Below are 21,391 nucleotides of genomic sequence, written 5' to 3' on the forward strand. Positions count from 1 at the left end.
GCCAGGCGGGCCTGAAAAATGTCGAGGGCAAGGCGCGGCGACGCAGACAGCACGCCAGTACGGCAAGGAGCTGCAACGCCGCCATCGGCATTTCTCGGGCTCGCGTCTCCGGCCCGCTTTTTAACCTCACGGCATTGGCGCCAAAACCGCCCCTTTGCGCCGCCCGGCTTTATAATCTGTCTTTTCCCTCCCACAGCTCTCAGCCCCTACCATGCCAGCACAACTGATCGACGGAATCGCCCTCTCCCAAAAACTGCGCAGCGAGATCGCCACGCGCGCCGCCGCCCTCACCGCCAAGGGCATCCAGCCCGGCCTGGCCGTGATCCTCGTCGGCGAAGACCCGGCCAGCCAAGTGTATGTCCGCAACAAGGTGAAGGCTTGCGGCGACGTGGGTTTCCACTCCGTGCTGGAAAAATATGAAGCGGACCTGTCCGAAGCGGACTTGCTGGCACGCATCGCCAGCCTGAACGCGGATCCCGCCATCCACGGCATCCTCGTGCAAATGCCCTTGCCCAAGCACATCAACCCGCACAAGGTCATCGAAGCCATTGCCACCACGAAAGACGTGGACGGCTACTCCGTCCTGAGCGCCGGCGAACTGATGACAGGCCTGCCCGGCTTCCGCCCCTGCACGCCGTACGGCTGCATGAAGCTGATCGAAAGCACGGGCGTGGACCTGCGCGGCAAGCACGCCGTCGTCATCGGCCGCAGCAACACCGTCGGCAAGCCGATGGCCCTGCTGCTCTTGCAAGCGAACGCTACCGTCACCATCTGCCATAGTGCGACCCCGGACCTGGGCCTGTACACGCGCCAGGCGGACGTGGTCGTGGCCGCCGTCGGCCGCCGCAACACCCTGACGGCCGACATGGTCAAGCCGGGCGCCATCGTCATCGACGTGGGCATGAACCGCGACGATGAAGGCAAGCTGTGCGGTGACGTGGATTTTGCTGGAGTGAAAGAAGTCGCGTCGCACATTACCCCGGTGCCGGGTGGCGTGGGTCCGATGACGATCACGATGTTATTAATGAACACGGTCGAAGCCGCCGAGCGCATTTAAGAGGAGCACCTGAAAAAACGTCCATGGCTGCGTTGCAGTGCCTTGCCGTACGATGCGTACAGCCTTCGGCACCGCGCCCTGCCCTGAACGTTTTTCAGGCGCTCCGGCATGCAGGCGGCGCTGCCGCCTGAAGAAACAACACACTGGAAATGCTGACGATGAATACCAATCCCCTGCTTGATTTTTCCGGCCTGCCACGCTTCGACGCGATCACGCACGAGCATGTCACGCCCGCCATCGATACCCTGCTGGAGCAGGCGCGCGCCACGGTGGCGCGGCTGGAAGCGCCCATGGAAGAAGTCAGCTGGGACAATTTCGTCGCGCCGCAGGACCAGATCGCCGAAACCCTGGGACGCGCCTGGAGCATCGTCAACCATTTGAACAGCGTCGTCGACACGCCCGAGCTGCGCGCCGCCTACAATGCGAACCAGCCCAAGGTGACGGAATTCTGGACCGAGCTGGGCCAGAATGAAATCCTGTTCGGCAAATACAAGCAGCTGCAGGCCAGCGCCGGCTTTGCCAGCCTGTCGCCCGCGCGCCGGCGCATCGTCGACAATGCCGTGCGCGACTTCCGCCTGGGCGGCGCCGAGTTGCCGGACGACAAGAAAGAGCGCTTCGGTGCCATCCAGGAAGAACACGCGGCCGTCTCGACGCGCTTTTCCGAAAACGTGCTCGACGCCACGAATGACTATAAGTTGCTGGTTGATAATGAAACCGAACTGGCCGGCCTGCCCGACGACGTGAAGGCCGCCGCGCGCGCCGCCGCCGACAAGGCGGGCAAGCCAGGCTATGAATTCTCGCTGCACTTCCCGTCCTATTACCCGATCCTGCAATTTGCCGACAATCGCGCACTGCGCGAGACCATCTACCGCGCCAACGCCACCAAGGCATCGGACCAGGGCGAGGTCTTCAGCAAGAAGGCAGACTGGGACAATACGCAAAATATCGTCACCTTGTTGAAACTGCGCGATGAAGAGGCAAAACTGCTGGGCTACGGCAATTTCGCCGAAGTCTCGCTGGTCTCCAAAATGGCCACCTCGCCCGCGCAAGTCATCGCCTTCCTGGAAGACCTGGCGCAACGCGCGCGTCCGTTCGCCGAGAAGGACCTGGCCGAGCTGAAACAATTCGCCCGCGAAGAACTGGGCATCGCCGAGCTGCAGGCGTGGGACGTGCCGTATGCCTCCGAAAAGCTGCAGGAACGCCGCTACGCCTTCTCGGCCCAGGAAGTGAAGCAATATTTTCCTGAACACAAGGTAATCGACGGCCTGTTCCGCCAGATCCAGAACCTGTTCAACGTCGAGATCCGCCCCGATACGGCGCCCGTCTGGCACCCGGACGTGCGTTTCTACCGCATCGAGCGCGACGGCCAGCTGGTGGGCCAGTTCTACCTGGACCTGTATGCGCGCGCCGGCAAGAGCGGCGGCGCCTGGATGGATGACGCGCGGGGCCGCCGCGCCGACGCCAGCCACGTGCAAACGCCGATCGCTTATCTGACCTGCAACTTCACGCAGCCGGCCGTCGTCGATGGCCAGGCCCAGCCCGCGCTGTTTACGCACGATGAAGTGATCACCCTGTTCCACGAGTTCGGCCATGGCCTGCACCACATGCTGACGGTGGTCGACGAGCTGGGCGTGTCGGGCATCGCCGGCGTGGAATGGGATGCGGTGGAACTGCCGTCGCAATTCATGGAAAACTTCTGCTGGGAATGGGAAGTGCTGGAACACATGACGGCGCATGCCGTCACGGGCGCGCCGCTGCCGCGCGCGCTGTACGACAAGATGCTGGCGGCGAAGAATTTCCAGTCCGGCCTGCAAACCCTGCGTCAGGTGGAGTTTTCCCTGCTCGACATGCATCTGCACTACGATTATGACGCTGGCACGGGGCAGAGCGTGCAGCAGCTGATCGACGGCGTGCGCGCCAGGTTCGCGCTGCTCATCCCACCCGCCTTCAACCGCTTCCAGAATGCCTTCGGGCATATTTTTGCCGGCGGCTACGCGGCTGGCTACTACAGCTACAAATGGGCCGAGGTGCTGTCCGCCGATGCCTATGCGGCTTTCGAGGAAGCCAGGGCGCTGGGGCCGGCCGCCACGACGGCGGCGGGCAAGCGCTACCTGGACGAGATCCTGTCCGTCGGCGGCTCGCGCCCCGCGCTGGAATCGTTCACGGCCTTCCGCGGCCGCGAGCCGTCCATCGACGCCCTGCTGCGCCACAGCGGCATGGCCGCCTGAGCACCGCCATGAGCCGCGTCGATTTTCACAGCAACGTGCCGGACAAGCTGGCCTACGCCTGCCGCCTGGCGCGCAAGGCCTACATGGCCGGCAACAAGGTGGTCGTGCTGGCGCAGGATGGCGCCCAGCTCGATGCATTGAACCGCGCCATGTGGACGTTTTCCGCCACGGATTTCCTGCCGCACGTGCTGGCCGGCGATGCGCTGGCCGCGCAGACGCCCATCATCCTCACCGATGACGCGGCGGCCGACGTGCCGCACCACGACATCCTCGTCAACCTGTCGCAGCTGCCGCCAGCCAACTATGCGCAATTCCAGCGCGTCTTCGAGATCGTCTCCATGGACGAGCAGGACGCGCAGGCGGGCCGCCAGCGTTTCCTGCACTACCGCAAGGAAAACGTGCAGCCGACGCACTTCGTGGCGGGCAACTCAGTGGACAAACCATGAACCAGCCGCCATTCGACCAGGGCATTCCCCTGCTGACGGAGGTGCTGCTGGGGCCGGATGTGCCGGCGCCCGTACCCGTGGCCGCCGCCCCCGTGCTCGCCGAACCTGCCGCACCCCTCCCGGCCCCGACGGCCTTGCCGGCCGCCGCGCAGCCGGACTGGGACGCCATCGAGCACCGCTTGACGCAGCGCATCCTGCACCAGGTGCAGGGCAAGATCGACCATCTGCTGGAAGAGCGCATCGCCCACGTGCTGCAGACGGCCCTGCAGAACGCCCTGATCGGCATGCGCGGCGCCCTGCGCGAAGACTTGCAGCAGTCGCTGGAACAGATCGTCGCGCATGCGGTGAGCCATGAGCTGGGGCACCTGCACCCTCCCGCGCACTAAGACACCTGCCAAAACCTGCTGCGCGTCGGTATAGGCGGCCTGCGATGCTCACCGTACCTTGGTACGGTTGCGCTTCTCAGCCACCAGTCCCTTCCGCTCGCGTCGGTTTTATCAGGTGCTGTTGGTTTACTGGGCATATTTGGCCCGACTTCCCTACACCGGCATCCCTCCCAGCGCCATTCTTTGGTGCGCTCGCGCCTGCGAAATCGGTGCATCGCGCCTCACTTTGGTGATTGTTGCGACAAAATGCAAAAAGCCCGAAATGCGGCTTTGCGCGGCCTGTTTTTTGTTGTACCTTTCTTCACACGTACCGCCCCTCGAAGCGGATTCACGAGACGCCGCCGTATCTTTATCCATTGGAGAATGTTTATGCTGCTCAAGACCAAAGTCCTTCCGCTTGCCCTCGCCCTCGCCTTTGCCGGCCATGCGGGCGCGCAGGAAATCATCAAGATAGGCCATGTCGCCCCGGTCTCTGGCGCCAGCTCCCACCTGGGCAAGGATAATGAAAACGCGGCCAAGATGGCCATCGAGGACTTGAACGCCAAGGGCTTCAAGATCGACGGCAAGGTCGTGAAATTCGTGCTGGTGCCGGAAGACGACGCGGCCGATCCGAAACAGGGCACGGCCGTGGCGCAAAAACTCGTCGATGCCAAAGTTAACGGCGTGGTCGGGCACTTGAATTCGGGCACGACGATTCCCGCCTCGCGCATTTACTTCAATGCCGGCATCCCGCAAATCTCGCCGGCCGCCACCAACCCCACCTACACGCAGCAAAAGTTCAACACGGCCTTCCGCGTGGTGGCCAACGACAACAAGCTGGGGGGGACGTTGGGCGCCTATGCCGTGGACAAGCTGCAAGCGAAAAAGATCGCCGTCATCGATGACCGCACGGCCTACGGACAGGGCGTGGCGGAACAGTTCGTCAAGGGCGCCAAGAAGGCCGCGCCCGGCGTGCAAATCGTCGGCAAGGAATTTACGAATGCTAACGCAACCGACTTCAATGCCATTCTCACCAGCATCAAGTCAAAAAATCCCGACCTGATCTTCTTCGGCGGCATGGATTCCGTGGGCGGCCCCATGCTGCGCCAGATGAAGGCGCTGGGCATCAAGGCGAAGTTCATGGGCGGCGACGGCCTGTGCACGGAACCGCTGGGCAAGCTGGCCGGCGACGCCATCGGCGAAAACCTCGTCACCTGCGCGGAAGCGGGCGGCGTCACGGGCGCCCAGCAAAAAGGCATGGACGATTTCCGCGCCCGCTACAAGCAGAAATACAATATGGAAGTGCAGCTGTACGCGCCGTACGTGTACGACGCCGTGATGACCATGGCCACCGCCATGGCCGATGCCAAATCGTCGAAGCCGTCCGTGTACCTGCCTTTCCTGGCCAAGGTGCACTACCAGGGCGTAACGGGGCCGATCTCGTTCGATGCCAACGGCGACATCAAGGATGGCGCGCTGACCCTGTTCACCTACCGGGATGGCAAGAAAACCAAGATGGAAGTCATCAAATAAGCGGCTGCGTTCCTACGTAAGCCTGCAAGCCTTCGGCCAGCGCGTCGAAGGTGGCGCGGCAGCGCAAGCTGCCGCGCAAATCCTCGTGCATGGTGACCCAGGTTTCCATCGGCAGCGCAAACGCCTGCGGCAGCACGCGCCGCAAGGCGGGATTGCGCGCCGCCAGCCCCGTCTGGCACACGCCGATGCCGGCGCCCGCGCGGATCAGCGCCATGTGCGCCAGGTCGCTGTCGCAGCGCCAGGCAAACTGTTCCCGCGTCAAGCCCTGGAAGGCCGCGCCCGCGTTGCGCACGAACGGACTCGCTTCGTCGTAGCCGATGACGGCATGCCGCGCCAGGTCCGCCCATGCCTGCGGCATGCCGTGGCGCGCCAGGTAAGCTTCGTGCGCGTGCAGGCCCAGCGTGATATTGCCCACCTTGCGCGCCACCAGCTGCTCCTGGCGCGGACGCAGCATGCGCACGGCGATGTCCGCCTCGCGCCGCAGCAAGTCCTGCACCTTGTTGCTCAGCACCAGTTCGATGACCAGGCCCGGATGGCGCTCGCGCAAGCTGGCCAGGATGGGCGGCAGCACTTCCACGCCCACCGCCTCGCTGGCCGCGACGCGCACGGCGCCCGCGACGCCCTGTCCCTGGCCGCTGGCGGCGCGCTGCATCAGCGCGGCCGTGTGTTCCATGGTTTCCGCATGCGGACGCAGAGTCAGGGCGACTTCCGTCGGTAGCAGCCCCAGCTGCGAGCGCGTAAACAGGGTCACGCCCAGCTCCTGCTCCAGCGCGGCGATGTGCCGGCCCACGGTCGGCTGCGTGATGCCCAGCGCGCGGGCGGCGCCGGACAGCGAGCCGTGCTTCAGCACGGCCAGCAGGGAGCGGTAGTATTCCCAGGCGATCGATGGGTTCATGGCGTCAACTTGGTCATACATAAATGTATAGCCGGTACACGATGTTAGTCAATTCCCAAATAGCCTCGCGCGGCAGATACTGGGACCATCAACCACAGGGAGGGCAGGATGGACACGACGAAAACGGCATTGGTACTGGGCGCCACGGGCGGCATCGGCGGCGAGATGGTGCGCCAGTTACTGGCAGCGGGCTGGACGGTACGCGCCCTGCTGCGGGGTGAAGCGCCAGCGCCACGGGGAGAACACATCACATGGCTGCGCGGCGACGCCCTGTCGCGCGCGGACGTGACGGCGGCCGCCAAGGGCTGCTCGGTGATCGTGCACGCCGTCAACCCGCCCGGCTACCGCCGCTGGGGCCAGCTGGTGCTGCCCATGCTCGACAACACCATCGCGGCGGCCGTCGCCGAAAACGCCGCCATCGTCCTGCCAGGCACCGTGTACAACTTCGGCCCCGATGCCATCCCCGCACCGGGGGCCTTGCTGGCCGAAGATGCGCCGCAGCGCCCGCTGACGCGCAAGGGCGCCATCCGCGTGGAACTGGAAGCGCGCCTGGAACGGGCCAGCACGCAGGGCGCGCAGGTCATCATCGTGCGCGCGGGCGACTTCTTCGGTCCCCGCGCCGGCAACAACTGGTTTTCGCAGGGCCTCGTGAAACCGGGCCAGCCCGTGCGCAGCGTGCTGTATCCGGGCGCGCCCGGCATCGGCCACCAGTGGTCATATCTGCCCGACGTGGCGCGCACCATGCTGCAATTGCTGAGCGTGCGTGCGACCCTGCCGCCGTTTGCGCGCTTCCACATGGCCGGACACTGGGACCACGACGGCCGCCAAATGACGGGCGCCATCTGTCGCGCGGTGGAGCAATCGACGGGCGCGCGGCCTGCGCTGCAGTCCTTTCCATGGTGGCTGATGACCCTGGCCTCGCCGTTTGTCGCCACCCTGCGCGAGCTGCGCGAGATGCGCTATCTGTGGCAAGCCCCGCTGGCCATGGACAATGCCCGGCTGCTGGCCGTGCTGGGGCAGGAACCGCACACGCCGCTCGACGAGGCGGTGCGGACGACGCTGGCGGGCATGGGGAACTTGCCGCCTGACGGTGAGACCTTTTCCCCGCACACCAGGGCCGGGACCGGCCCCTGAGGATCGAACCCGGCACTTGCTCTTGGGGGCATGGGCAAAAAAAATGCGCCGGGACTGCCGGCGCATCGATGAGGGTTGCCAAGGCACAGATTATTTCTGTGCCAGTACCCATTTGATCAGGGTGTGGGCTTCCGCATCGCTCACTTGCGGGTTGGCTGGCATCGGGATCGCGCCCCAGGTGCCGGAACCGCCCTTCATGACTTTAGCCACGAGCTTGTTCTCCGCGTCTTTTTGACCGGCATACTTGGCGGCCACGTCCTTGAACGCAGGACCGACCAGTTTCGTGCTCACCGCGTGGCAAGCCATGCAATTCTTGGCTTTCGCCAGGTCAGGATTGGCCATCGCCACTTGCGAGGTCAATGCCGACACAGCCAATACACCTACCAACATCATGGAACGTTTCATTGTCTTTTCTCCAGAGTAACTTCCTGCCGGCATTCTACCGTGTTTCGGCAGGTTCACCACGAGCCCAGATCAAGCGTTTCAAACACATAAACACGCCAGGCAAGGCTATTTTGCCCCAAGCGCGCGCCAATTCCCATGTTGTTTGTAAGGCGATGTAACGCCCGCCCCGCCGCCCCGCGCGGCAAGGCCGCGGTGCGGCGTTTTTACAACGCTCAGCGCTTTTTCAGCTGCGACAGGTCGCGCACGGCGCCGCGGTCGGCCGACGTCGTCAGCGCCGCATACGCCTGCAATGCCTGCGACACATAGCGGTCGCGGTTGACGGGCAGCCAGGCCGCGTCGCCTTTCGCTTCCATGGCGGCGCGGCGCGCGGCCAGTTCAGCGTCCGTAATACGCAGGTTGATGCTGCGCTCGGGGATGTCGATGTCGATGAAATCGCCCTCTTCCACCAGGCCGATGGCGCCCCCCTCGGCCGCTTCCGGCGAGGCGTGGCCGATCACCAGGCCCGAGGAACCGCCCGAGAAGCGGCCGTCCGTGAACAGCGCGCACGCCTTGCCCAGGCCCTTCGATTTGATGTACGACGTCGGGTACAGCATTTCCTGCATGCCGGGGCCGCCTTTCGGGCCTTCATAGCGGATGATGACGACGTCGCCTTCATGCACCGTGTCTTCCAGGATGGCCGCGACGGCCGCGTCCTGGCTTTCGAACACGCGCGCCTTGCCCGAGAATTTCAGGATGCTTTCATCCACGCCGGCCGTCTTGACGATGCAGCCCTTTTCCGCCAGGTTGCCGTACAGGACGGCCAGGCCGCCATCCTGCGAATACGCGTGCGCCTTGTCGCGGATGCAGCCCGTGGCGCGGTCCGTGTCAACAAAGGCGAAGCGCTCCGATTGCGAGAACGCCGTCTGCGTCGGCACGCCGCCCGGCGCGGCGCGGAACAATTCATGCACGGCCGGATCGTCCGTGCACTTGATGTCGTTTTGCGCGATGGCGTCGGCCAGGGTGGGCGCGTGGATGGTCGGCAGGGTGGTGTTGAGCAGGCCGGCGCGCGCCAGTTCGCCCAGAATCCCCACGATGCCGCCGGCGCGGTGCACGTCCTCGATATGGTATTTGTCCGTCATCGGCGCCACCTTGCACAGGCAGGGCACCTTGCGCGAGATGCGGTCGATGTCGGCCATGGTGAATGCCACTTCCGCCTCGTGCGCGGCGGCCAGCAAGTGCAGCACGGTATTCGTCGAGCCGCCCATGGAGACGTCGAGCGCCATGGCGTTCTCGAACGCGGCCTTGGTGGCGATGGAACGGGGCAGCACGGAATAATCGTCCTGTTCGTAGTGGCGCTTGGCCAGTTCGACGATCAGGCGCCCGGCGCGCAGAAACAGCTGCTGGCGGTCCGAGTGCGTGGCCAGGATGGTGCCATTGCCGGGCAGGGCCAGGCCCAGCGCCTCGGTCAGGCAATTCATCGAGTTGGCGGTAAACATGCCGGAGCAGGAACCGCAGGTCGGACAGGCCGAGCGTTCGATTTCCGCCACGTCGGCGTCGGAAACGGTGCTGTCGCCCGCCTTGATCATGGCGTCGACCAGGTCCAGCTTGATGATCTTCTGCGCGCCGTTGACGACCTTGACGACTTTGCCCGCTTCCATGGGGCCGCCGGAAATGAAGACGACGGGGATGTTGATGCGCATGGCGGCCATCAGCATGCCCGGCGTGATCTTGTCGCAGTTCGAGATGCACACCATGGCGTCGGCGCAGTGGGCATTGACCATGTATTCCACGGAGTCGGCGATCAGGTCGCGCGAGGGCAGCGAATACAGCATGCCGCCGTGGCCCATGGCGATGCCGTCGTCGACGGCGATGGTGTTGAATTCCTTGGCCACGCCGCCGGCCTTTTCGATCTCGCGCGCCACCATCTGCCCCAGGTCCTTCAGGTGCACGTGGCCGGGCACGAACTGGGTAAACGAGTTGACGACGGCGATGATCGGCTTGTCGAAGTCGCCATCCTTCATGCCGGTGGCGCGCCACAGGGCGCGGGCGCCAGCCATGTTGCGGCCGTGGGTGGTGGTGCGGGAGCGGTATTGCGGCATGATGGAGACCTTCCAAGAAATGAATGATGCCTGACTGCGGCAGGGGCCCTTCGGCAAAACCCTGCGTCCAGTGGGGGTACGCCAGATTGCCTTGCGCGCGCCCCATTGTCAAATATATGATGCACGCGTCTGTGAGTCGTTTTAGATATCACAGCATTCGATCGGCATGGAATTGCATATGAATCTTGAATTACGACAACTACGCTATTTCGTCACGGTGGCCGAGGAGTTGCACTTCGGCCGCGCCGCCGCGCGCCTGCACATGACGCAGCCGCCCCTGTCGCAGACCATCATGGCCCTGGAAGAATTGCTGGGCGCGCCCCTGTTCGTGCGCACGCGGCGCGAAGTGCGGCTGACGCCGGCCGGCGCGGCCCTGCTGCCCGAGGCGCGCCGGCTGCTGGCCCAGGCGCTGGACTTGCCGGCGCTGGTGCAGCGCGCCGCCCAGGGCGCCGCCGGACGCCTGAGCCTGGCCTTTGTCTCGTCGGCCGACTACAGCGTGCTGCCGCCCTTGCTGCGCGCCTACCGGACGGCCTATCCGCAAGTGCAGATCGCGCTGCAGGAAGCCACCTCCGACCTGCAGCTGGACGAACTGCTGGCCGGGCGCACGGACGCGGGCCTGCTGATCCCGCCCCTGCCCGAGAAGGCAAAGGGGGCGCTCGACTACCTGCCCGTGCTGGCCGAAGCGCTGGTGCTGGCGGCGCCGTCCGGCCTCGACATTTTAAATACGCCGGGCGCCGTGCGCCTGCGCGACGTGCCGGCCCTGCCCCTGATCATCTTCCCGCGCGCCATCTCCCCCGCCCTGCACGATGCCATCCTCGGGGTGTTCCGCGCAGCCGGCATCACGCCGCAGATCGGCCAGGAAGCGATCCAGATGCAGACCATCGTCAGCCTCGTCTCGGCTGGCATGGGCATCGCGCTTGTGCCACAATCGGTATCGAACCTGATGCGCCCGGGCGTAGAATACAGGCCGCTGCAGGACGCCACGCCGCTGGTGGAAACGGGGCTGGCCTGGCGCCGTGACAATCCATCGGCCGTGCTGCAAGGCTTTCTGGCGCTGTTGCGCAGGCAGATAGCCGATGCCGGTGAATAAATTAAGTGGCCGCTAAGGCAAAAAAGCGCCGGCGCCCCCATACTACGCAACCTTGGCTTTAAACAAAGAAAGAAACCCCATGCTGATACACCCGATGCCCAATCCGATAGCCATCCAGATCGGCCCGCTCGCCGTGCACTGGTACGGCCTGATGTACGTGCTGGCCTTCGCCCTGTTCATACTCCTGGGCCGGGTGCGCATCAAGCAGCCACATATCGCCAAGCTGGGCTGGAAGAAGGAAGACCTCGATGACATGCTGTTCTACGGCATGCTGGGGGTGGTGATCGGCGGACGCCTGGGCGAAGTGCTGTTCTACCGCCCCGAGTATTTCATGCACAATCCGCTGGAAATCTTCATGGTCTGGCACGGCGGCATGTCCTTCCATGGCGGCTTCCTGGGCGTCATCCTCGCCATGTACCTGTGGAGCCGCAAGGCGGGCCGCAACCTGTTCGACGTGCTCGACTTCATCGCGCCGCTGGTGCCGCTCGGCTACGCGGCCGGCCGCCTGGGCAATTTCATCAATGCCGAACTGCCGGGCCGCATCGCGCCGGACACCCTGCCATGGGCCATGCAGTGGCCGGGCATCCCGTATCCCGTGCACCCGTCGCCGCTCTATCAGATGCTGGTCGACGGCATCCTCGTGTTCATCATCCTGTGGCTGTACGCCCGCAAGCAGCGTCCGCGCATGGCCGTGGGCGCCATGTTCACCCTGCTGTACGGCTGCGCGCGCTTCTTCACGGAATACTTCCGCACGCCGGACTGGGAAGTCGTCTGGCTGGGCGTGCCGATCACCTCGGGCCAGATGCTGTCCCTGCCGATGATCGCGGGCGCCATCGTGCTGCTGGTGTGGGCGCATAAAAGCCAGGTGATGGGCACACCGCCCACCAAGGCCCGCCCGGCGGACGCCTGAGCGGCCGCATCAAGCCTTTAATTTACTGGTAATCACCTTCCATTGCGCCGGCGTCACCGGCGTGATGGACAAGCGGCTGCCCTTCTTCAGCAGCAGCATGTCTTCCAGCTCCGGCATCTGGCGCATCTCCGACAAGGGCAGCAGCGCCGTCTTTTTCAGGCCGCGCACATCGACGCTGACCCAGCGCGGCTGTTCCTGCGTGGCCTTCGGATCAAAATACTTCCCGCCCTCTTCAAACTGGCTGTGATCGGGATAGGCCGTGCTGGCCACTTCGGCCACGCCCGCCACGCCCGGCTGCGGGCAGCTGGAGTGATAGAACAGCACGCCATCGCCCACTTGCATGCCATCGCGCATGAAGTTGCGCGCCTGGTAGTTGCGCACGCCAAACCATGGCATGGTGTGCCGCGGCGCAGCCATCAGGTCGTCGATGCTCACTTCATCGGGTTCGGACTTCATCAGCCAGTATTGTTTCATGCAGACTCCCCTATCAAAGCAACAGGCGTAAAAAAACGGTTGCGCATCAATGCTGCAACCGTTTTCAGTTGTATTACAAGTTGTACCGCGAATTGGGCCCCGCCTGTGCCGCTATGCCGGCATCCCGAACCAAACGGTTCAAGGTGGTCACGTTAGTTCAATTTCGGGTTCGTCGAACGAGCGACGCTCACTCCCATCAAACAAAATTCGCAACCGATGCGCATAAATGGTTCAAGGAATATATGGCAATCGCGAACACCGCAGGGTAGGGCGAAGTTTACTCCTTTGAGCGCGCATCGCAAAGACAAATCGTACCGTATCGGCTGAAAAACCAATTATTAACAGCGAATAAAACCGTAGCGAGCGGCAATGAATTGTGCTCAAGAAGCGCAGCTGCGCCAGCACGGAGCCGCCGAGGCAGCGCGCAGCGCAGGCCGCGAGGCGCAGGCCGCGAGGCGCGACGCGCAGCAGGCCTGGTTCGGAGTTTAAAAAAGATTTTCCTGGGGCGTCAGTGCGCTGTCCAGGACGGTATGCATGGCGGAGATTTTCTGCTTCACTTCGAGGATGGTCAACTCCGACAGCGGCCCTTGCGGCGACTTCACGGAGAGGAATTCCGCCGCCACGCCCAGGGCGGCCAGCACGGCGATGCGGTCATTGCCCTTGACCTTGCCCGCGTCGCGGATGGCTTTCATTTTGCTGTCCAGATAGATCGCCGCTTCGCGCAGCGCGCGCTCTTCGCCATCGCGGCACACCATGCTGTAGGACTGGCCCATGATATTCACATCGACACGCGGCATTACGCTTCCTTCTCGTTCTCGGCAATGTAGGCACCGGCTTCCGACGCCGCCTGTTCCAGGCCAGCTTGCACCAGTTCAGGAATTTTTTCCAGCAAGGCTTCGACGCGCTCCTGCGCCTCGCGCATGCGCTGCGCATACTGCGCGTTGTCGGCGGACAGGGCGGCATTGTCCTTGCGCAGTTGCGCGTTTTCACGACGCAGCGCATGGGTCATTTCGGCCAGCAGGCCTATTTTGTCGGATAATTCGTTGAATTCGGAAATCATCCCGCCACTATAGGGCGGACGCTCCATGGGCGTCAATCGAATCACGCCGCTGTCACACATATTTACATCAATGCAGGGCAGTTGGCGGACAATACACACTTTTTCCGGCGCTTTTCGCCAAGTGCGCGCATCTGCCAGCGCCGCGATGGCAGCGTTTTACTCGTCGACGTAATCGGCTTCGATATCCAGTCCGCCATAGCGGTTTTCGCAAGAACGGCGCGTCAGCGTCTGCTGTCCGCCCTTGCCGTCAAGCACCATCGTCAAGTCGCGGCAAGTCTGGCGGTAGCTGCCAGGCTTGGCGTCCGTCCCCGAAGGCGTCAGGCGCACTGCCAGCGGCACCGCATTGCCCAGTCCCCGGTTGTTCCACTGGCGGCTCTTGCCATCCTCTTCATCCTTCAGGGTGCGCACGGCTGCCTTCAGCAGCGACGCCTGCTCCTTGGCATTCAGCTTGGCTACCGACACGTCGGACAGGAAGGGCGGAAACGCGACGGGCGCCGGGTCCTTGCCCTGCACATCCCAGCGCCCGCTGTTCTGCGAGCAGGTGCGCCGGCTCAGGTCCTGCGTTTTATCGACCGCCGTGACGACGAATGTCAGGTCGCGGCAGACATGCGCCTTCAGGCTGTGCTCCGTCATGCCGGAGTTGCTGAAGCGATACGTCACCTTGACCGGCACGCCGCTGTCGCCGCCGTTGTCCCACACATGGGCTTCCTGGTCATCGTCGTCCTTGTTCAAGTCGTTGAACAGGTCGTTCAGCAGCATGTCCTTTTCCAGCGGCGTCAGGGTGGCCACGGTAATCTCGTCGAGAATGGTGGCGGGTTGCGCGGCGGCATGGCCCTGCAGGGCGAAACCGAGGAGGCTGGCGGCCAGCAAGTACCGCGCGGGACGATGGATCAGGGATGGCATGGCGTTCTTTCTCACGAATAAGGCGGATAAGGCGATGTTTGATATGCAATAACAATCATCTTATCAAATTCCATAGCGAAACTCTGTTTCCCGCGCGTACAGGAACAGCCCCCTGCCGGCAGGCATGCTAGAGTCAGCCTGGTTGCTGACGCCCGGGGAATGGGCTTGTCACAGCGCAAACCCTGTGCAAATGCAGGCTGCACAGATCGTCTAAGCTTATCTTCCCCTTGAATATGCCCCCTACCGTCCCTATAATTAGCACTCGTTAGTAGAGAGTGCTAACAAACTCTTTCGTAGCAATCCTCAGGAAATGATGGTGCTTGTCGGACAACAGCAGGCAATGCTACGCGGCGGGCGACGCCGCGATGCATCACTGCTGGAGCCCGCAGGCACAGGATGACAGGGGGGTTGCTTGACCGTTGCGGCCGCTTTCAACGGTGGCCGGTGAAAGCAAGTCTGGCGCTGTGCCGGGCATGCTTTCATTCAGCAACACTTATCCATTGAACTTTAAGGAGTTTTGTATGAATCTGCGCCCATTGAACGATCGCGTCATCGTCAAACGCCTCGACCAGGAAACCAAAACTGCGTCCGGCCTCATCATTCCTGATGCAGCTGCTGAAAAACCGGATCAAGGCGAAGTCCTTGCCGTAGGCAATGGCAAGATTCTCGACGACGGCAAAGTCCGTCCTCTGGATGTCAAAGTGGGCGACCGCGTCCTGTTCGGCAAGTACGCCGGCCAAACCGTCAAGGTTGACGGCGATGAGCTGCTGGTCATGCGCGAAGAAGACATCATGGCGATCGTCGTCAAGTAATTGTTTCCACGTTTTAGATAACTCATTCCGCAATTTCTGGAGAATTGAACATGGCAGCTAAAGAAGTAGTATTCGGCGACGCAGCGCGCGCCAAGATGGTCGAAGGCGTCAATATCCTCGCCAATGCAGTCAAAGTGACCCTGGGCCCGAAAGGCCGCAACGTGGTCCTGGAGCGCTCGTTCGGCGCCCCTACCGTCACCAAGGATGGTGTGTCGGTAGCGAAAGAAGTTGAACTCAAAGACAAGCTCATGAACATGGGCGCGCAAATGGTCAAGGAAGTTGCTTCCCGCACCAGCGACAACGCCGGCGACGGCACCACCACCGCGACCGTGCTGGCACAAGCCATCGTGCGCGAAGGCATGAAGTTCGTTGCCGCCGGCATGAACCCGATGGACCTGAAGCGCGGTATCGACAAGGCTGTTGCAGCCACCGTCGAAGAACTGGCGAAAATCGCCCGTCCTTGCACCACGACCAAGGAAATCGCCCAGGTTGGCGCGATCTCGGCCAACTCGGACTACTCGATCGGCGAGCGTATCGCTGAAGCGATGGAAAAAGTCGGCAAAGAAGGCGTGATCACGGTGGAAGACGGCAAGTCGCTGAACGACGAGCTGGACATCGTTGAAGGCATGCAGTTCGACCGCGGCTACCTGTCGCCCTACTTCATCAACAACCCGGAAAAACAAGTTGCCGTACTGGACAATCCATTCGTCCTGCTGTGCGACAAGAAAATCTCCAACATCCGTGACCTGCTGCCGGTACTGGAACAAGTCGCGAAAGCTGGCCGTCCACTGCTGATCATCGCCGAAGACATCGAAGGCGAAGCGCTGGCGACCCTGGTAGTGAACAACATCCGCGGCATCCTGAAAACCTGCGCAGTGAAAGCACCAGGCTTCGGCGACCGCCGCAAAGCCATGCTGGAAGACATCGCTGTCCTGACCGGCGGCCAAGTGATCGCTGAAGAAGTCGGCCTGACGCTGGAAAAAGTCACGCTGGAAGAGCTGGGCCAAGCCAAGCGCATCGAAGTGGGCAAGGAAAACACCATCGTCATCGATGGCGCCGGCGAAGCTGCCTCGATCGAAGCACGCGTAAAACAAGTGCGCGTCCAGATCGAAGAAGCGACCTCGGACTACGACCGTGAAAAACTGCAAGAGCGCGTAGCCAAACTGGCTGGCGGCGTTGCCGTGATCAAGGTTGGCGCTGCCACCGAAGTCGAAATGAAAGAAAAGAAAGCCCGCGTTGAAGATGCACTGCACGCGACCCGCGCTGCCGTGGAAGAAGGCATCGTGCCTGGCGGCGGCGTAGCCCTGCTGCGCGCACGCGCCAACATCACGGTCAAGGGCGACAATCCTGACCAGGACGCAGGCATCAAGATCGTCCTGCGCGCAATGGAAGAGCCACTGCGCATGATCGTGCAAAACGCCGGCGAAGAAGCGTCGGTCGTCGTGGCAGCCGTCCTGGCTGGCACGGGCAACTACGGCTACAACGCTGCCAACGGCACGTATGGCGACATGGTTGAAATGGGCGTCCTGGACCCGGCCAAAGTAACCCGTTCGGCGCTGCAAAACGCCGCTTCGATCGCTTCGCTGATGCTGACGACCGACTGCATGGTCTGCGAAATCGCTGACGACAAGGCAGCCGGCGGCATGGGCGGCGGCATGGGTGGCATGGGCGGCATGGGCGGCATGGACGGCATGATGTAATGTCCCGCGGCCACGCGCGCAGGCGACGGCGCGCGCAGCCGCATACGCCGGAGCAGGGCTGGCAGGCCAAAAGCTGCCAGCCCCATCCCGGCGGCCCCGAAAGCCACCTTCCACGGAAGGTGGCTTTTTTTCGTCCTTCTTTTTAGCAATTCCAACGATTGCCCGCCTGCGTGTTTTGCTTTAGCATGGCCGCCATCGTCCACCCTTCTGACTTTCTCATACACCATGCCGCCACGCGCCTCTTCCTCCAAAACCGCCATCGTCGCCGGCATCCTGGCCGGCTTGCTGGCCGCCGGGCTCGGCGCTTTTTACCTGCAGCAGCAGTCCGCGCCGCAGGGCGGCCAGGCACCGGCCGCCAGCACGGCCGCCGCGGAGCAGAATGCGCGCGCCGTCGATGCGCTGCTGGCCCTGCCGGAGATCAAGGCCTGGTCCGCGCACATCGAAAAGGCCTCGGGCGGCCGCGCCCACGGCGCCGTGATGGAAACGACGCCGGAGACGCGCCTCGTCGATGGCACCGCCTACTATCAGCTGAGCTTTTTTGAAAGCACGCCGGACGCGGCGCACCGCTGGGAAAGCTTCGTCGTCTCGCCCGATGGCAAGCGCATCCTCGTCGACGATATCGTCAGCGGCGAGTTGCTGAGCCTGGAACAATGGCGCAAGGACAGCGCGCCCATGCAGCGCATCGTTCCCCAGTAAGGCCCCGCGTCCCTGCCCTACGCCGGCGCGGCGCCGCGCACGCGCGCCACCCACCATACCGTCAGCAGGGACAAGCCCGCCGCCAGCCAGCCATTGATGCCAAAGCCGCTGATGTGGCCGGCCGCATCCGTCTGCAGGGTCAGGCCGCCCAGCCATGCGCCCAGGCCATTGCCCAGGCTTTGCAGGGCCGAGTTGGCGCTGAGGAAGGCGCCCCGCTTGTGTGGCGCGGGAATCGTCGTCAGCAGCGCCTGCAGGGGAATCGTGCGCCCCGACACCAGCACCATAAACAAGGGAAACACCAGCATCAGCGCCCACAGCGGCAGCTGGGGCAAATGCGTGATCAGCAGCATGGGCGCGATGGACGCCAGGGCCACCCGCCGGTACACCCGCTGCTTGCCGGCGCGGTCCGCCCAGCGTCCGATGCGCCGCGCCGTCAACAGGGTGGCGCAGCCGCCCGCCAGGTAAACCCAGGTGACGTCGGCCGGCGCCAGCCCCATATTGGCCACCAGCACAGGTGAAATGAAAGGGATCAGCAGCATGCCCGCCGCCATGTTCACCACCGACAGCGCAAATGCCTCCACGTGGCGCCGCTCGCGCAGCAGCGCCAGCAGATTCGGCAGCACCTGGCGCAGCGGCGCGGCCGCGCCCATGTGCGCCGTCAGCGGGGGCAGCACGCGCGCCGCGCCAAACCAGATCAGGAACGACAGCAGCACCAGCAGGTAGAACGGCGAAGCCCAGCCGAGATGCGCTGCCATCACCACGCCGACGGGCACGCCGCCCACGGCCGCCATGGCAAACGAGGTCATGACGACGCCGGTGGCCGCGCCGCGCCGTTCGGCGGGAATCACGTCGCCGATGATGGCCATGACAATGGCGCCCAGCACGCCGCCCGTCAGCCCGGCAAAAGCGCGCGACCACAGCAGTACGTGGAAGTTCGGCGCCAGCGCGCACGCCAGGTTCGACAGGGTGAACAGGCAGAACATGGTCAAGAGCAGCGTCTTGCGGTCGAAGCGGTCGACATACGTGGCCGCCAGCAAGCCGGACAAGCCAGCGCACCAGGCGTAGGCCGACACGGCGCCCGAGACGGCGGCCGGGCCGATGTGAAACGCCTGCATCAGTTGCGGCGCCAGCGGCATCATCACCATGAAATCCATGATGACGGTAAATTGGGTCAGGGCCAGCAGCCACAGCATCGCGCGCTCGCGCGCGGGCGTCAGGGCAGCGCCGGCAGCAATATCAGGGGAAGGGTAAGGTACAGGTCTCATGCGGGCAGATCTTAAGGAGGGCGGCGGTGGACGGCAAGGTTTACTTTCCCGCGTCCTGGCCCGATACTCGCCAGCATGTCCTCTTTTTCCGTCCGCCCCCTCGCGCCCGACGACGCCGCCGCCTACCGCGCGCTGCGCCTGGCCGGCATCGCCGAACTGCCCACGGCGTTCTGCACCACCCTGGCGGCGGAGAGCGCCTTGCCCTTGGCACAGATCGCCCAGCGCCTGCACGCCAGTGCGAACCAAATAATATTTGGCACTTTCGATGGTGCGCAATTGATCGCCATTGCCGGCCTGCGCCGCGAACCGATCGCCGTGGTGCACGACAAGGCCAGCCTGTGGGGCGTGTACGTGGCGCCGTCCGCGCGCGGCCGTGGCGCCGGGCGGCAACTCGTGCAAGCGGCCATCGCCCACGCCTGCGCCATCCCCGAGCTGGCCCGCGTGCGGCTGGCCGTGGCGCAGGACAACCACGCGGCCCTCACCCTGTACCTGGGCTGCGGCTTCGTGCTGGCGGACGAAACGGCATCGCATGGCATGCTGCAAATGCAATTCATGCTGCCGCGCCCCGCCATCGCAACTACGTCAAATAGTGTCTTTATGCAAAGCAATACCTTACGATTCCTTGTGAAATAGCCAAGGAGCCGTTTTTTCTGTTGCAAGCAAGCGCAACAGGCCTTAGCATCGCGGCTTACAAAAAATACTTGGGGAGAGCCAATGTCATCGGCCGAGACACACACCGCCACGGGCAAAATGCCGCGGCAAATACCGTACATCATCGCCAACGAAGGCTGCGAACGCTTCAGCTTTTATGGCATGCGCAATATCCTGACGCCATTCCTCATCAGCACCTTGCTGCTGATGATCCCGATCGACCAGCGCACGGGCGAAGCCAAGCATGTCTTCCACACCTTCGTCATCGGCGTGTATTTCTTCCCGCTGCTGGGCGGCTGGCTGGCCGACCGCTTCTTTGGCAAGTACAACACCATCTTCTGGCTCAGCCTTGTGTATTGCGCCGGCCATGCCTGCCTGGCCATCTTTGAAAACAGCGTCAACGGCTTCTATTTCGGCCTGTTCCTGATCGCCTTCGGCTCGGGCGGCATCAAGCCCCTGGTGGCCTCGTTCGTCGGCGACCAGTTCGACCAGACCAACAAGCACAAGGCCAAGCTGGTCTTCGACCTGTTCTACTGGATCATCAACTTCGGCTCCTTCTTCGCCTCGCTGCTGATGCCGATGTTCCTGCGCGACTACGGTCCGTCGATCGCCTTCGGCATCCCCGGCGTCATGATGCTGGCCGCCACCATCGTCTTCTGGATGGGCGCCAAGAAATACGTGCACGTGCCGCCGGCGCCGCCGAATCCCGATTCGTTCACCCGCGTGGCCCGCACCGCCCTGCTGGCAAGAGTCGACGGCGGTTCGCGTCCCGGCCTGTACGTGGCGTATGTCGGCGTGATCGGCGCCCTGTATGCGTTCTACAGCATTCCTGAATGGGGCTTCGTGATTGCCGCGTGTACGGCGCTGGTCCTGCTGCTGGCCTTCGGCAGCATCGGCACGGCCATGCAGCTGGAACGCGCGCGCGGCATCCACCCGGACGAAGCCGTCGAAGGCGTGCGCGCCGTGCTGCGCATCCTCGTCATCTTCGCTCTCGTCACGCCCTTCTTCTCGCTGTTCGACCAGAAGGCCTCGACGTGGATCGTGCAGGCCAACACCATGGAAAAACCAAGCTGGTTCCTGCCGGCGCAGATGCAGGCGCTGAACCCGATGCTGGTGATGCTGCTGATCCCGTTCAACAACCTGGTGCTGTACCCGATGCTGAACCGCTTCGGCCTGGAAGCGACGGCCCTGCGCCGCATGACGGCCGGCATCGGCTTTTCCTCGCTGGCGTGGATCGTCATCGGCCTCTTGCAGCTGGCGCTCGATAGCGGCAACGCCGTCTCCATCATGTGGCAGATCCTGCCGTACGCGCTGCTGACGTTCGGCGAAGTGCTAGTCTCGGCCACGGGCCTGGAGTTTGCCTACAGCCAGGCGCCCGTGTCCATGAAGGGCGCCATCATGAGCTTCTGGAACCTGTCGACCACGGTGGGCAACCTGTGGGTGCTGATCGTCAACCGCAGCGTCATGAATGAAGGCGTGATCGGCAAGATCGCCGAAAGCGGCATCAGCGTGACGGCCTTCCAGATGTTCTTCTTCGCCGCGTTTGCCGCCGTCGCCATGCTTGCCTTCGGCCTGTATGCGAAGCGCTACAAGATGGTCGACAATTACCGCCAGGCCGCCGTGCCGGCCAAGGCGTAATCATGCGGTAGGTCGGATTAGCCCGCAGGGCGTAATCCGACAACGCTGCTG

21 protein-coding genes and 1 other RNA gene are annotated in these 21,391 nt (G+C 63.5%); 13 read left to right on the top strand and 9 right to left on the bottom strand.

Going from position 1 to position 21,391, the window contains the following annotated elements:
• The first annotated feature begins 211 nt into the window (after window positions 1-211).
• The 5 genes from folD (at window position 212) to ACZ92H_RS03250 (ending at window position 5,629) form a co-directional block, all read left to right on the top strand.
• Window positions 212-1,057: a bifunctional methylenetetrahydrofolate dehydrogenase/methenyltetrahydrofolate cyclohydrolase FolD gene (folD, locus tag ACZ92H_RS03230; RefSeq protein WP_131371728.1), complete on the top strand. Its 846-nt coding sequence runs from the start codon at window positions 212-214 to the stop codon at window positions 1,055-1,057.
• Between the two features lie 149 nt (window positions 1,058-1,206).
• Window positions 1,207-3,285 (top strand): M3 family metallopeptidase, encoded by a 2,079-nt coding sequence (locus tag ACZ92H_RS03235; RefSeq protein ID WP_465048064.1) that lies wholly within the window; start codon window positions 1,207-1,209, stop codon window positions 3,283-3,285.
• 8 nt (window positions 3,286-3,293) lie between these two features.
• A complete protein-coding gene (locus ACZ92H_RS03240; RefSeq protein WP_465048063.1) occupies window positions 3,294-3,731 on the top strand; it encodes a DNA polymerase III subunit chi in 438 nt (145 codons plus the stop codon).
• A complete protein-coding gene (locus ACZ92H_RS03245) occupies window positions 3,728-4,117 on the top strand; it encodes a DUF2486 family protein (protein ID WP_465048062.1) in 390 nt (129 codons plus the stop codon). The genes ACZ92H_RS03240 and ACZ92H_RS03245 overlap by 4 nt, the downstream gene beginning before the upstream one ends.
• A 369-nt stretch (window positions 4,118-4,486) precedes the next feature.
• Window positions 4,487-5,629, top strand: a complete 1,143-nt coding sequence (locus tag ACZ92H_RS03250) for a branched-chain amino acid ABC transporter substrate-binding protein (protein WP_131371740.1) — start codon at window positions 4,487-4,489, stop codon at window positions 5,627-5,629.
• Here ACZ92H_RS03250 and ACZ92H_RS03255 read toward each other — a convergent pair.
• Window positions 5,622-6,524, bottom strand: a complete 903-nt coding sequence (locus tag ACZ92H_RS03255) for a LysR family transcriptional regulator (RefSeq protein ID WP_465048061.1) — start codon at window positions 6,522-6,524, stop codon at window positions 5,622-5,624. The genes ACZ92H_RS03250 and ACZ92H_RS03255 overlap by 8 nt on opposite strands.
• A gap of 108 nt (window positions 6,525-6,632) precedes the next feature.
• Here ACZ92H_RS03255 and ACZ92H_RS03260 point away from each other — a divergent pair, with 108 nt between their 5' ends.
• Complete coding sequence (locus tag ACZ92H_RS03260; protein ID WP_465048060.1) at window positions 6,633-7,658, top strand: NAD(P)H-binding protein; 1,026 nt, start codon at window positions 6,633-6,635, stop codon at window positions 7,656-7,658.
• Window positions 7,659-7,748: 90 nt separating this feature from the next.
• On the opposite strand, the gene ACZ92H_RS03265 is transcribed toward ACZ92H_RS03260, so the two are convergent.
• Window positions 7,749-8,048, bottom strand: coding sequence for a c-type cytochrome (locus ACZ92H_RS03265; RefSeq protein ID WP_102292700.1), 300 nt, complete (start codon window positions 8,046-8,048; stop codon window positions 7,749-7,751).
• 227 nt (window positions 8,049-8,275) lie between these two features.
• Window positions 8,276-10,141 (bottom strand): dihydroxy-acid dehydratase, encoded by a 1,866-nt coding sequence (gene ilvD / locus ACZ92H_RS03270; protein WP_131371749.1) that lies wholly within the window; start codon window positions 10,139-10,141, stop codon window positions 8,276-8,278.
• A gap of 178 nt (window positions 10,142-10,319) precedes the next feature.
• On the opposite strand from ilvD, the gene ACZ92H_RS03275 reads away from it, so the two are divergent.
• Together ACZ92H_RS03275 and lgt are read left to right on the top strand one after the other, a co-directional pair.
• Window positions 10,320-11,231, top strand: a complete 912-nt coding sequence (locus ACZ92H_RS03275; RefSeq protein WP_465048059.1) for a LysR family transcriptional regulator — start codon at window positions 10,320-10,322, stop codon at window positions 11,229-11,231.
• A 79-nt stretch (window positions 11,232-11,310) separates the two neighbouring features.
• The gene (gene lgt / locus ACZ92H_RS03280; protein ID WP_131371755.1) at window positions 11,311-12,141 is read left to right on the top strand and encodes a prolipoprotein diacylglyceryl transferase; all 831 of its coding nucleotides are present in this window, start codon (window positions 11,311-11,313) and stop codon (window positions 12,139-12,141) included.
• A gap of 9 nt (window positions 12,142-12,150) precedes the next feature.
• Here lgt and ACZ92H_RS03285 read toward each other — a convergent pair whose 3' ends face one another.
• The 5 genes from ACZ92H_RS03285 to ACZ92H_RS03305 all read right to left on the bottom strand — a co-directional run bounded on the left by ACZ92H_RS03285 (window position 12,151) and on the right by ACZ92H_RS03305 (window position 14,578).
• Window positions 12,151-12,615, bottom strand: coding sequence for an EVE domain-containing protein (locus ACZ92H_RS03285; RefSeq protein WP_131371758.1), 465 nt, complete (start codon window positions 12,613-12,615; stop codon window positions 12,151-12,153).
• A gap of 92 nt (window positions 12,616-12,707) precedes the next feature.
• Window positions 12,708-12,885: non-coding RNA, 6S RNA (ssrS, locus tag ACZ92H_RS03290), on the bottom strand.
• 215 nt (window positions 12,886-13,100) lie between these two features.
• Window positions 13,101-13,412 carry a cell division protein ZapA gene (locus ACZ92H_RS03295; RefSeq protein WP_034747344.1) on the bottom strand — a complete coding sequence of 104 codons (312 nt, stop codon included), beginning with the start codon at window positions 13,410-13,412 and terminating at the stop codon, window positions 13,101-13,103.
• Window positions 13,412-13,675, bottom strand: coding sequence for a DUF904 domain-containing protein (locus tag ACZ92H_RS03300; RefSeq protein WP_131372368.1), 264 nt, complete (start codon window positions 13,673-13,675; stop codon window positions 13,412-13,414). Before ACZ92H_RS03300 ends, ACZ92H_RS03295 begins: the two co-directional genes overlap by 1 nt.
• Window positions 13,676-13,831: 156 nt before the next feature.
• The gene (locus tag ACZ92H_RS03305; RefSeq protein ID WP_465048058.1) at window positions 13,832-14,578 is read right to left on the bottom strand and encodes a hypothetical protein; all 747 of its coding nucleotides are present in this window, start codon (window positions 14,576-14,578) and stop codon (window positions 13,832-13,834) included.
• A 521-nt stretch (window positions 14,579-15,099) separates the two neighbouring features.
• On the opposite strand from ACZ92H_RS03305, the gene groES reads away from it, so the two are divergent.
• From groES to ACZ92H_RS03320, 3 genes are all read left to right on the top strand, one after another.
• Window positions 15,100-15,390 (top strand): co-chaperone GroES, encoded by a 291-nt coding sequence (gene groES / locus ACZ92H_RS03310; RefSeq protein WP_010400979.1) that lies wholly within the window; start codon window positions 15,100-15,102, stop codon window positions 15,388-15,390.
• Window positions 15,391-15,440: 50 nt separating this feature from the next.
• Window positions 15,441-17,090 carry a chaperonin GroEL gene (gene groL / locus ACZ92H_RS03315; RefSeq protein WP_092795918.1) on the top strand — a complete coding sequence of 550 codons (1,650 nt, stop codon included), beginning with the start codon at window positions 15,441-15,443 and terminating at the stop codon, window positions 17,088-17,090.
• A gap of 225 nt (window positions 17,091-17,315) precedes the next feature.
• Entirely contained in the window at window positions 17,316-17,786 is a 471-nt protein-coding gene (locus tag ACZ92H_RS03320) for a hypothetical protein (RefSeq protein ID WP_465048057.1), read from the top strand.
• Window positions 17,787-17,803: 17 nt separating this feature from the next.
• Here the strand turns inward: ACZ92H_RS03320 and ACZ92H_RS03325 are convergent, their stop codons facing one another.
• A complete protein-coding gene (locus ACZ92H_RS03325; protein WP_465048056.1) occupies window positions 17,804-19,051 on the bottom strand; it encodes an MFS transporter in 1,248 nt (415 codons plus the stop codon).
• A gap of 75 nt (window positions 19,052-19,126) precedes the next feature.
• Here ACZ92H_RS03325 and ACZ92H_RS03330 point away from each other — a divergent pair, with 75 nt between their 5' ends.
• Both ACZ92H_RS03330 and ACZ92H_RS03335 read left to right on the top strand, forming a co-directional pair.
• The gene (locus tag ACZ92H_RS03330; RefSeq protein WP_131371770.1) at window positions 19,127-19,684 is read left to right on the top strand and encodes a GNAT family N-acetyltransferase; all 558 of its coding nucleotides are present in this window, start codon (window positions 19,127-19,129) and stop codon (window positions 19,682-19,684) included.
• Window positions 19,685-19,801: 117 nt separating this feature from the next.
• Complete coding sequence (locus ACZ92H_RS03335; RefSeq protein ID WP_465048055.1) at window positions 19,802-21,340, top strand: POT-type proton-dependent oligopeptide transporter; 1,539 nt, start codon at window positions 19,802-19,804, stop codon at window positions 21,338-21,340.
• Window positions 21,341-21,391: the final 51 nt, after the last annotated feature.

The organism is Janthinobacterium foliorum (assembly GCF_978021625.1).

What these genes read in the sequence shown, in the direction of transcription:
- lgt (WP_131371755.1), top strand. Translation starts at nt 11,311, where the DNA reads ATGCTGATACACCCGATGCCCAATCCGATAGCCATCCAGATCGGCCCG.
- ACZ92H_RS03295 (WP_034747344.1), bottom strand. Translation starts at nt 13,412, where the DNA reads ATGCCGCGTGTCGATGTGAATATCATGGGCCAGTCCTACAGCATGGTG.
- ilvD (WP_131371749.1), bottom strand. Translation starts at nt 10,141, where the DNA reads ATGCCGCAATACCGCTCCCGCACCACCACCCACGGCCGCAACATGGCT.
- ACZ92H_RS03235 (WP_465048064.1), top strand. Translation starts at nt 1,207, where the DNA reads ATGCTGACGATGAATACCAATCCCCTGCTTGATTTTTCCGGCCTGCCA.
- ACZ92H_RS03330 (WP_131371770.1), top strand. Translation starts at nt 19,127, where the DNA reads ATGTCCTCTTTTTCCGTCCGCCCCCTCGCGCCCGACGACGCCGCCGCC.
- ACZ92H_RS03240 (WP_465048063.1), top strand. Translation starts at nt 3,294, where the DNA reads ATGAGCCGCGTCGATTTTCACAGCAACGTGCCGGACAAGCTGGCCTAC.
- groES (WP_010400979.1), top strand. Translation starts at nt 15,100, where the DNA reads ATGAATCTGCGCCCATTGAACGATCGCGTCATCGTCAAACGCCTCGAC.
- folD (WP_131371728.1), top strand. Translation starts at nt 212, where the DNA reads ATGCCAGCACAACTGATCGACGGAATCGCCCTCTCCCAAAAACTGCGC.
- ACZ92H_RS03255 (WP_465048061.1), bottom strand. Translation starts at nt 6,524, where the DNA reads ATGAACCCATCGATCGCCTGGGAATACTACCGCTCCCTGCTGGCCGTG.
- ACZ92H_RS03335 (WP_465048055.1), top strand. Translation starts at nt 19,802, where the DNA reads ATGCCGCGGCAAATACCGTACATCATCGCCAACGAAGGCTGCGAACGC.
- groL (WP_092795918.1), top strand. Translation starts at nt 15,441, where the DNA reads ATGGCAGCTAAAGAAGTAGTATTCGGCGACGCAGCGCGCGCCAAGATG.
- ACZ92H_RS03305 (WP_465048058.1), bottom strand. Translation starts at nt 14,578, where the DNA reads ATGCCATCCCTGATCCATCGTCCCGCGCGGTACTTGCTGGCCGCCAGC.
- ACZ92H_RS03265 (WP_102292700.1), bottom strand. Translation starts at nt 8,048, where the DNA reads ATGTTGGTAGGTGTATTGGCTGTGTCGGCATTGACCTCGCAAGTGGCG.
- ACZ92H_RS03285 (WP_131371758.1), bottom strand. Translation starts at nt 12,615, where the DNA reads ATGAAACAATACTGGCTGATGAAGTCCGAACCCGATGAAGTGAGCATC.
- ACZ92H_RS03260 (WP_465048060.1), top strand. Translation starts at nt 6,633, where the DNA reads ATGGACACGACGAAAACGGCATTGGTACTGGGCGCCACGGGCGGCATC.
- ACZ92H_RS03320 (WP_465048057.1), top strand. Translation starts at nt 17,316, where the DNA reads ATGCCGCCACGCGCCTCTTCCTCCAAAACCGCCATCGTCGCCGGCATC.
- ACZ92H_RS03300 (WP_131372368.1), bottom strand. Translation starts at nt 13,675, where the DNA reads ATGATTTCCGAATTCAACGAATTATCCGACAAAATAGGCCTGCTGGCC.
- ACZ92H_RS03275 (WP_465048059.1), top strand. Translation starts at nt 10,320, where the DNA reads ATGAATCTTGAATTACGACAACTACGCTATTTCGTCACGGTGGCCGAG.
- ACZ92H_RS03250 (WP_131371740.1), top strand. Translation starts at nt 4,487, where the DNA reads ATGCTGCTCAAGACCAAAGTCCTTCCGCTTGCCCTCGCCCTCGCCTTT.
- ACZ92H_RS03245 (WP_465048062.1), top strand. Translation starts at nt 3,728, where the DNA reads ATGAACCAGCCGCCATTCGACCAGGGCATTCCCCTGCTGACGGAGGTG.
- ACZ92H_RS03325 (WP_465048056.1), bottom strand. Translation starts at nt 19,051, where the DNA reads ATGAGACCTGTACCTTACCCTTCCCCTGATATTGCTGCCGGCGCTGCC.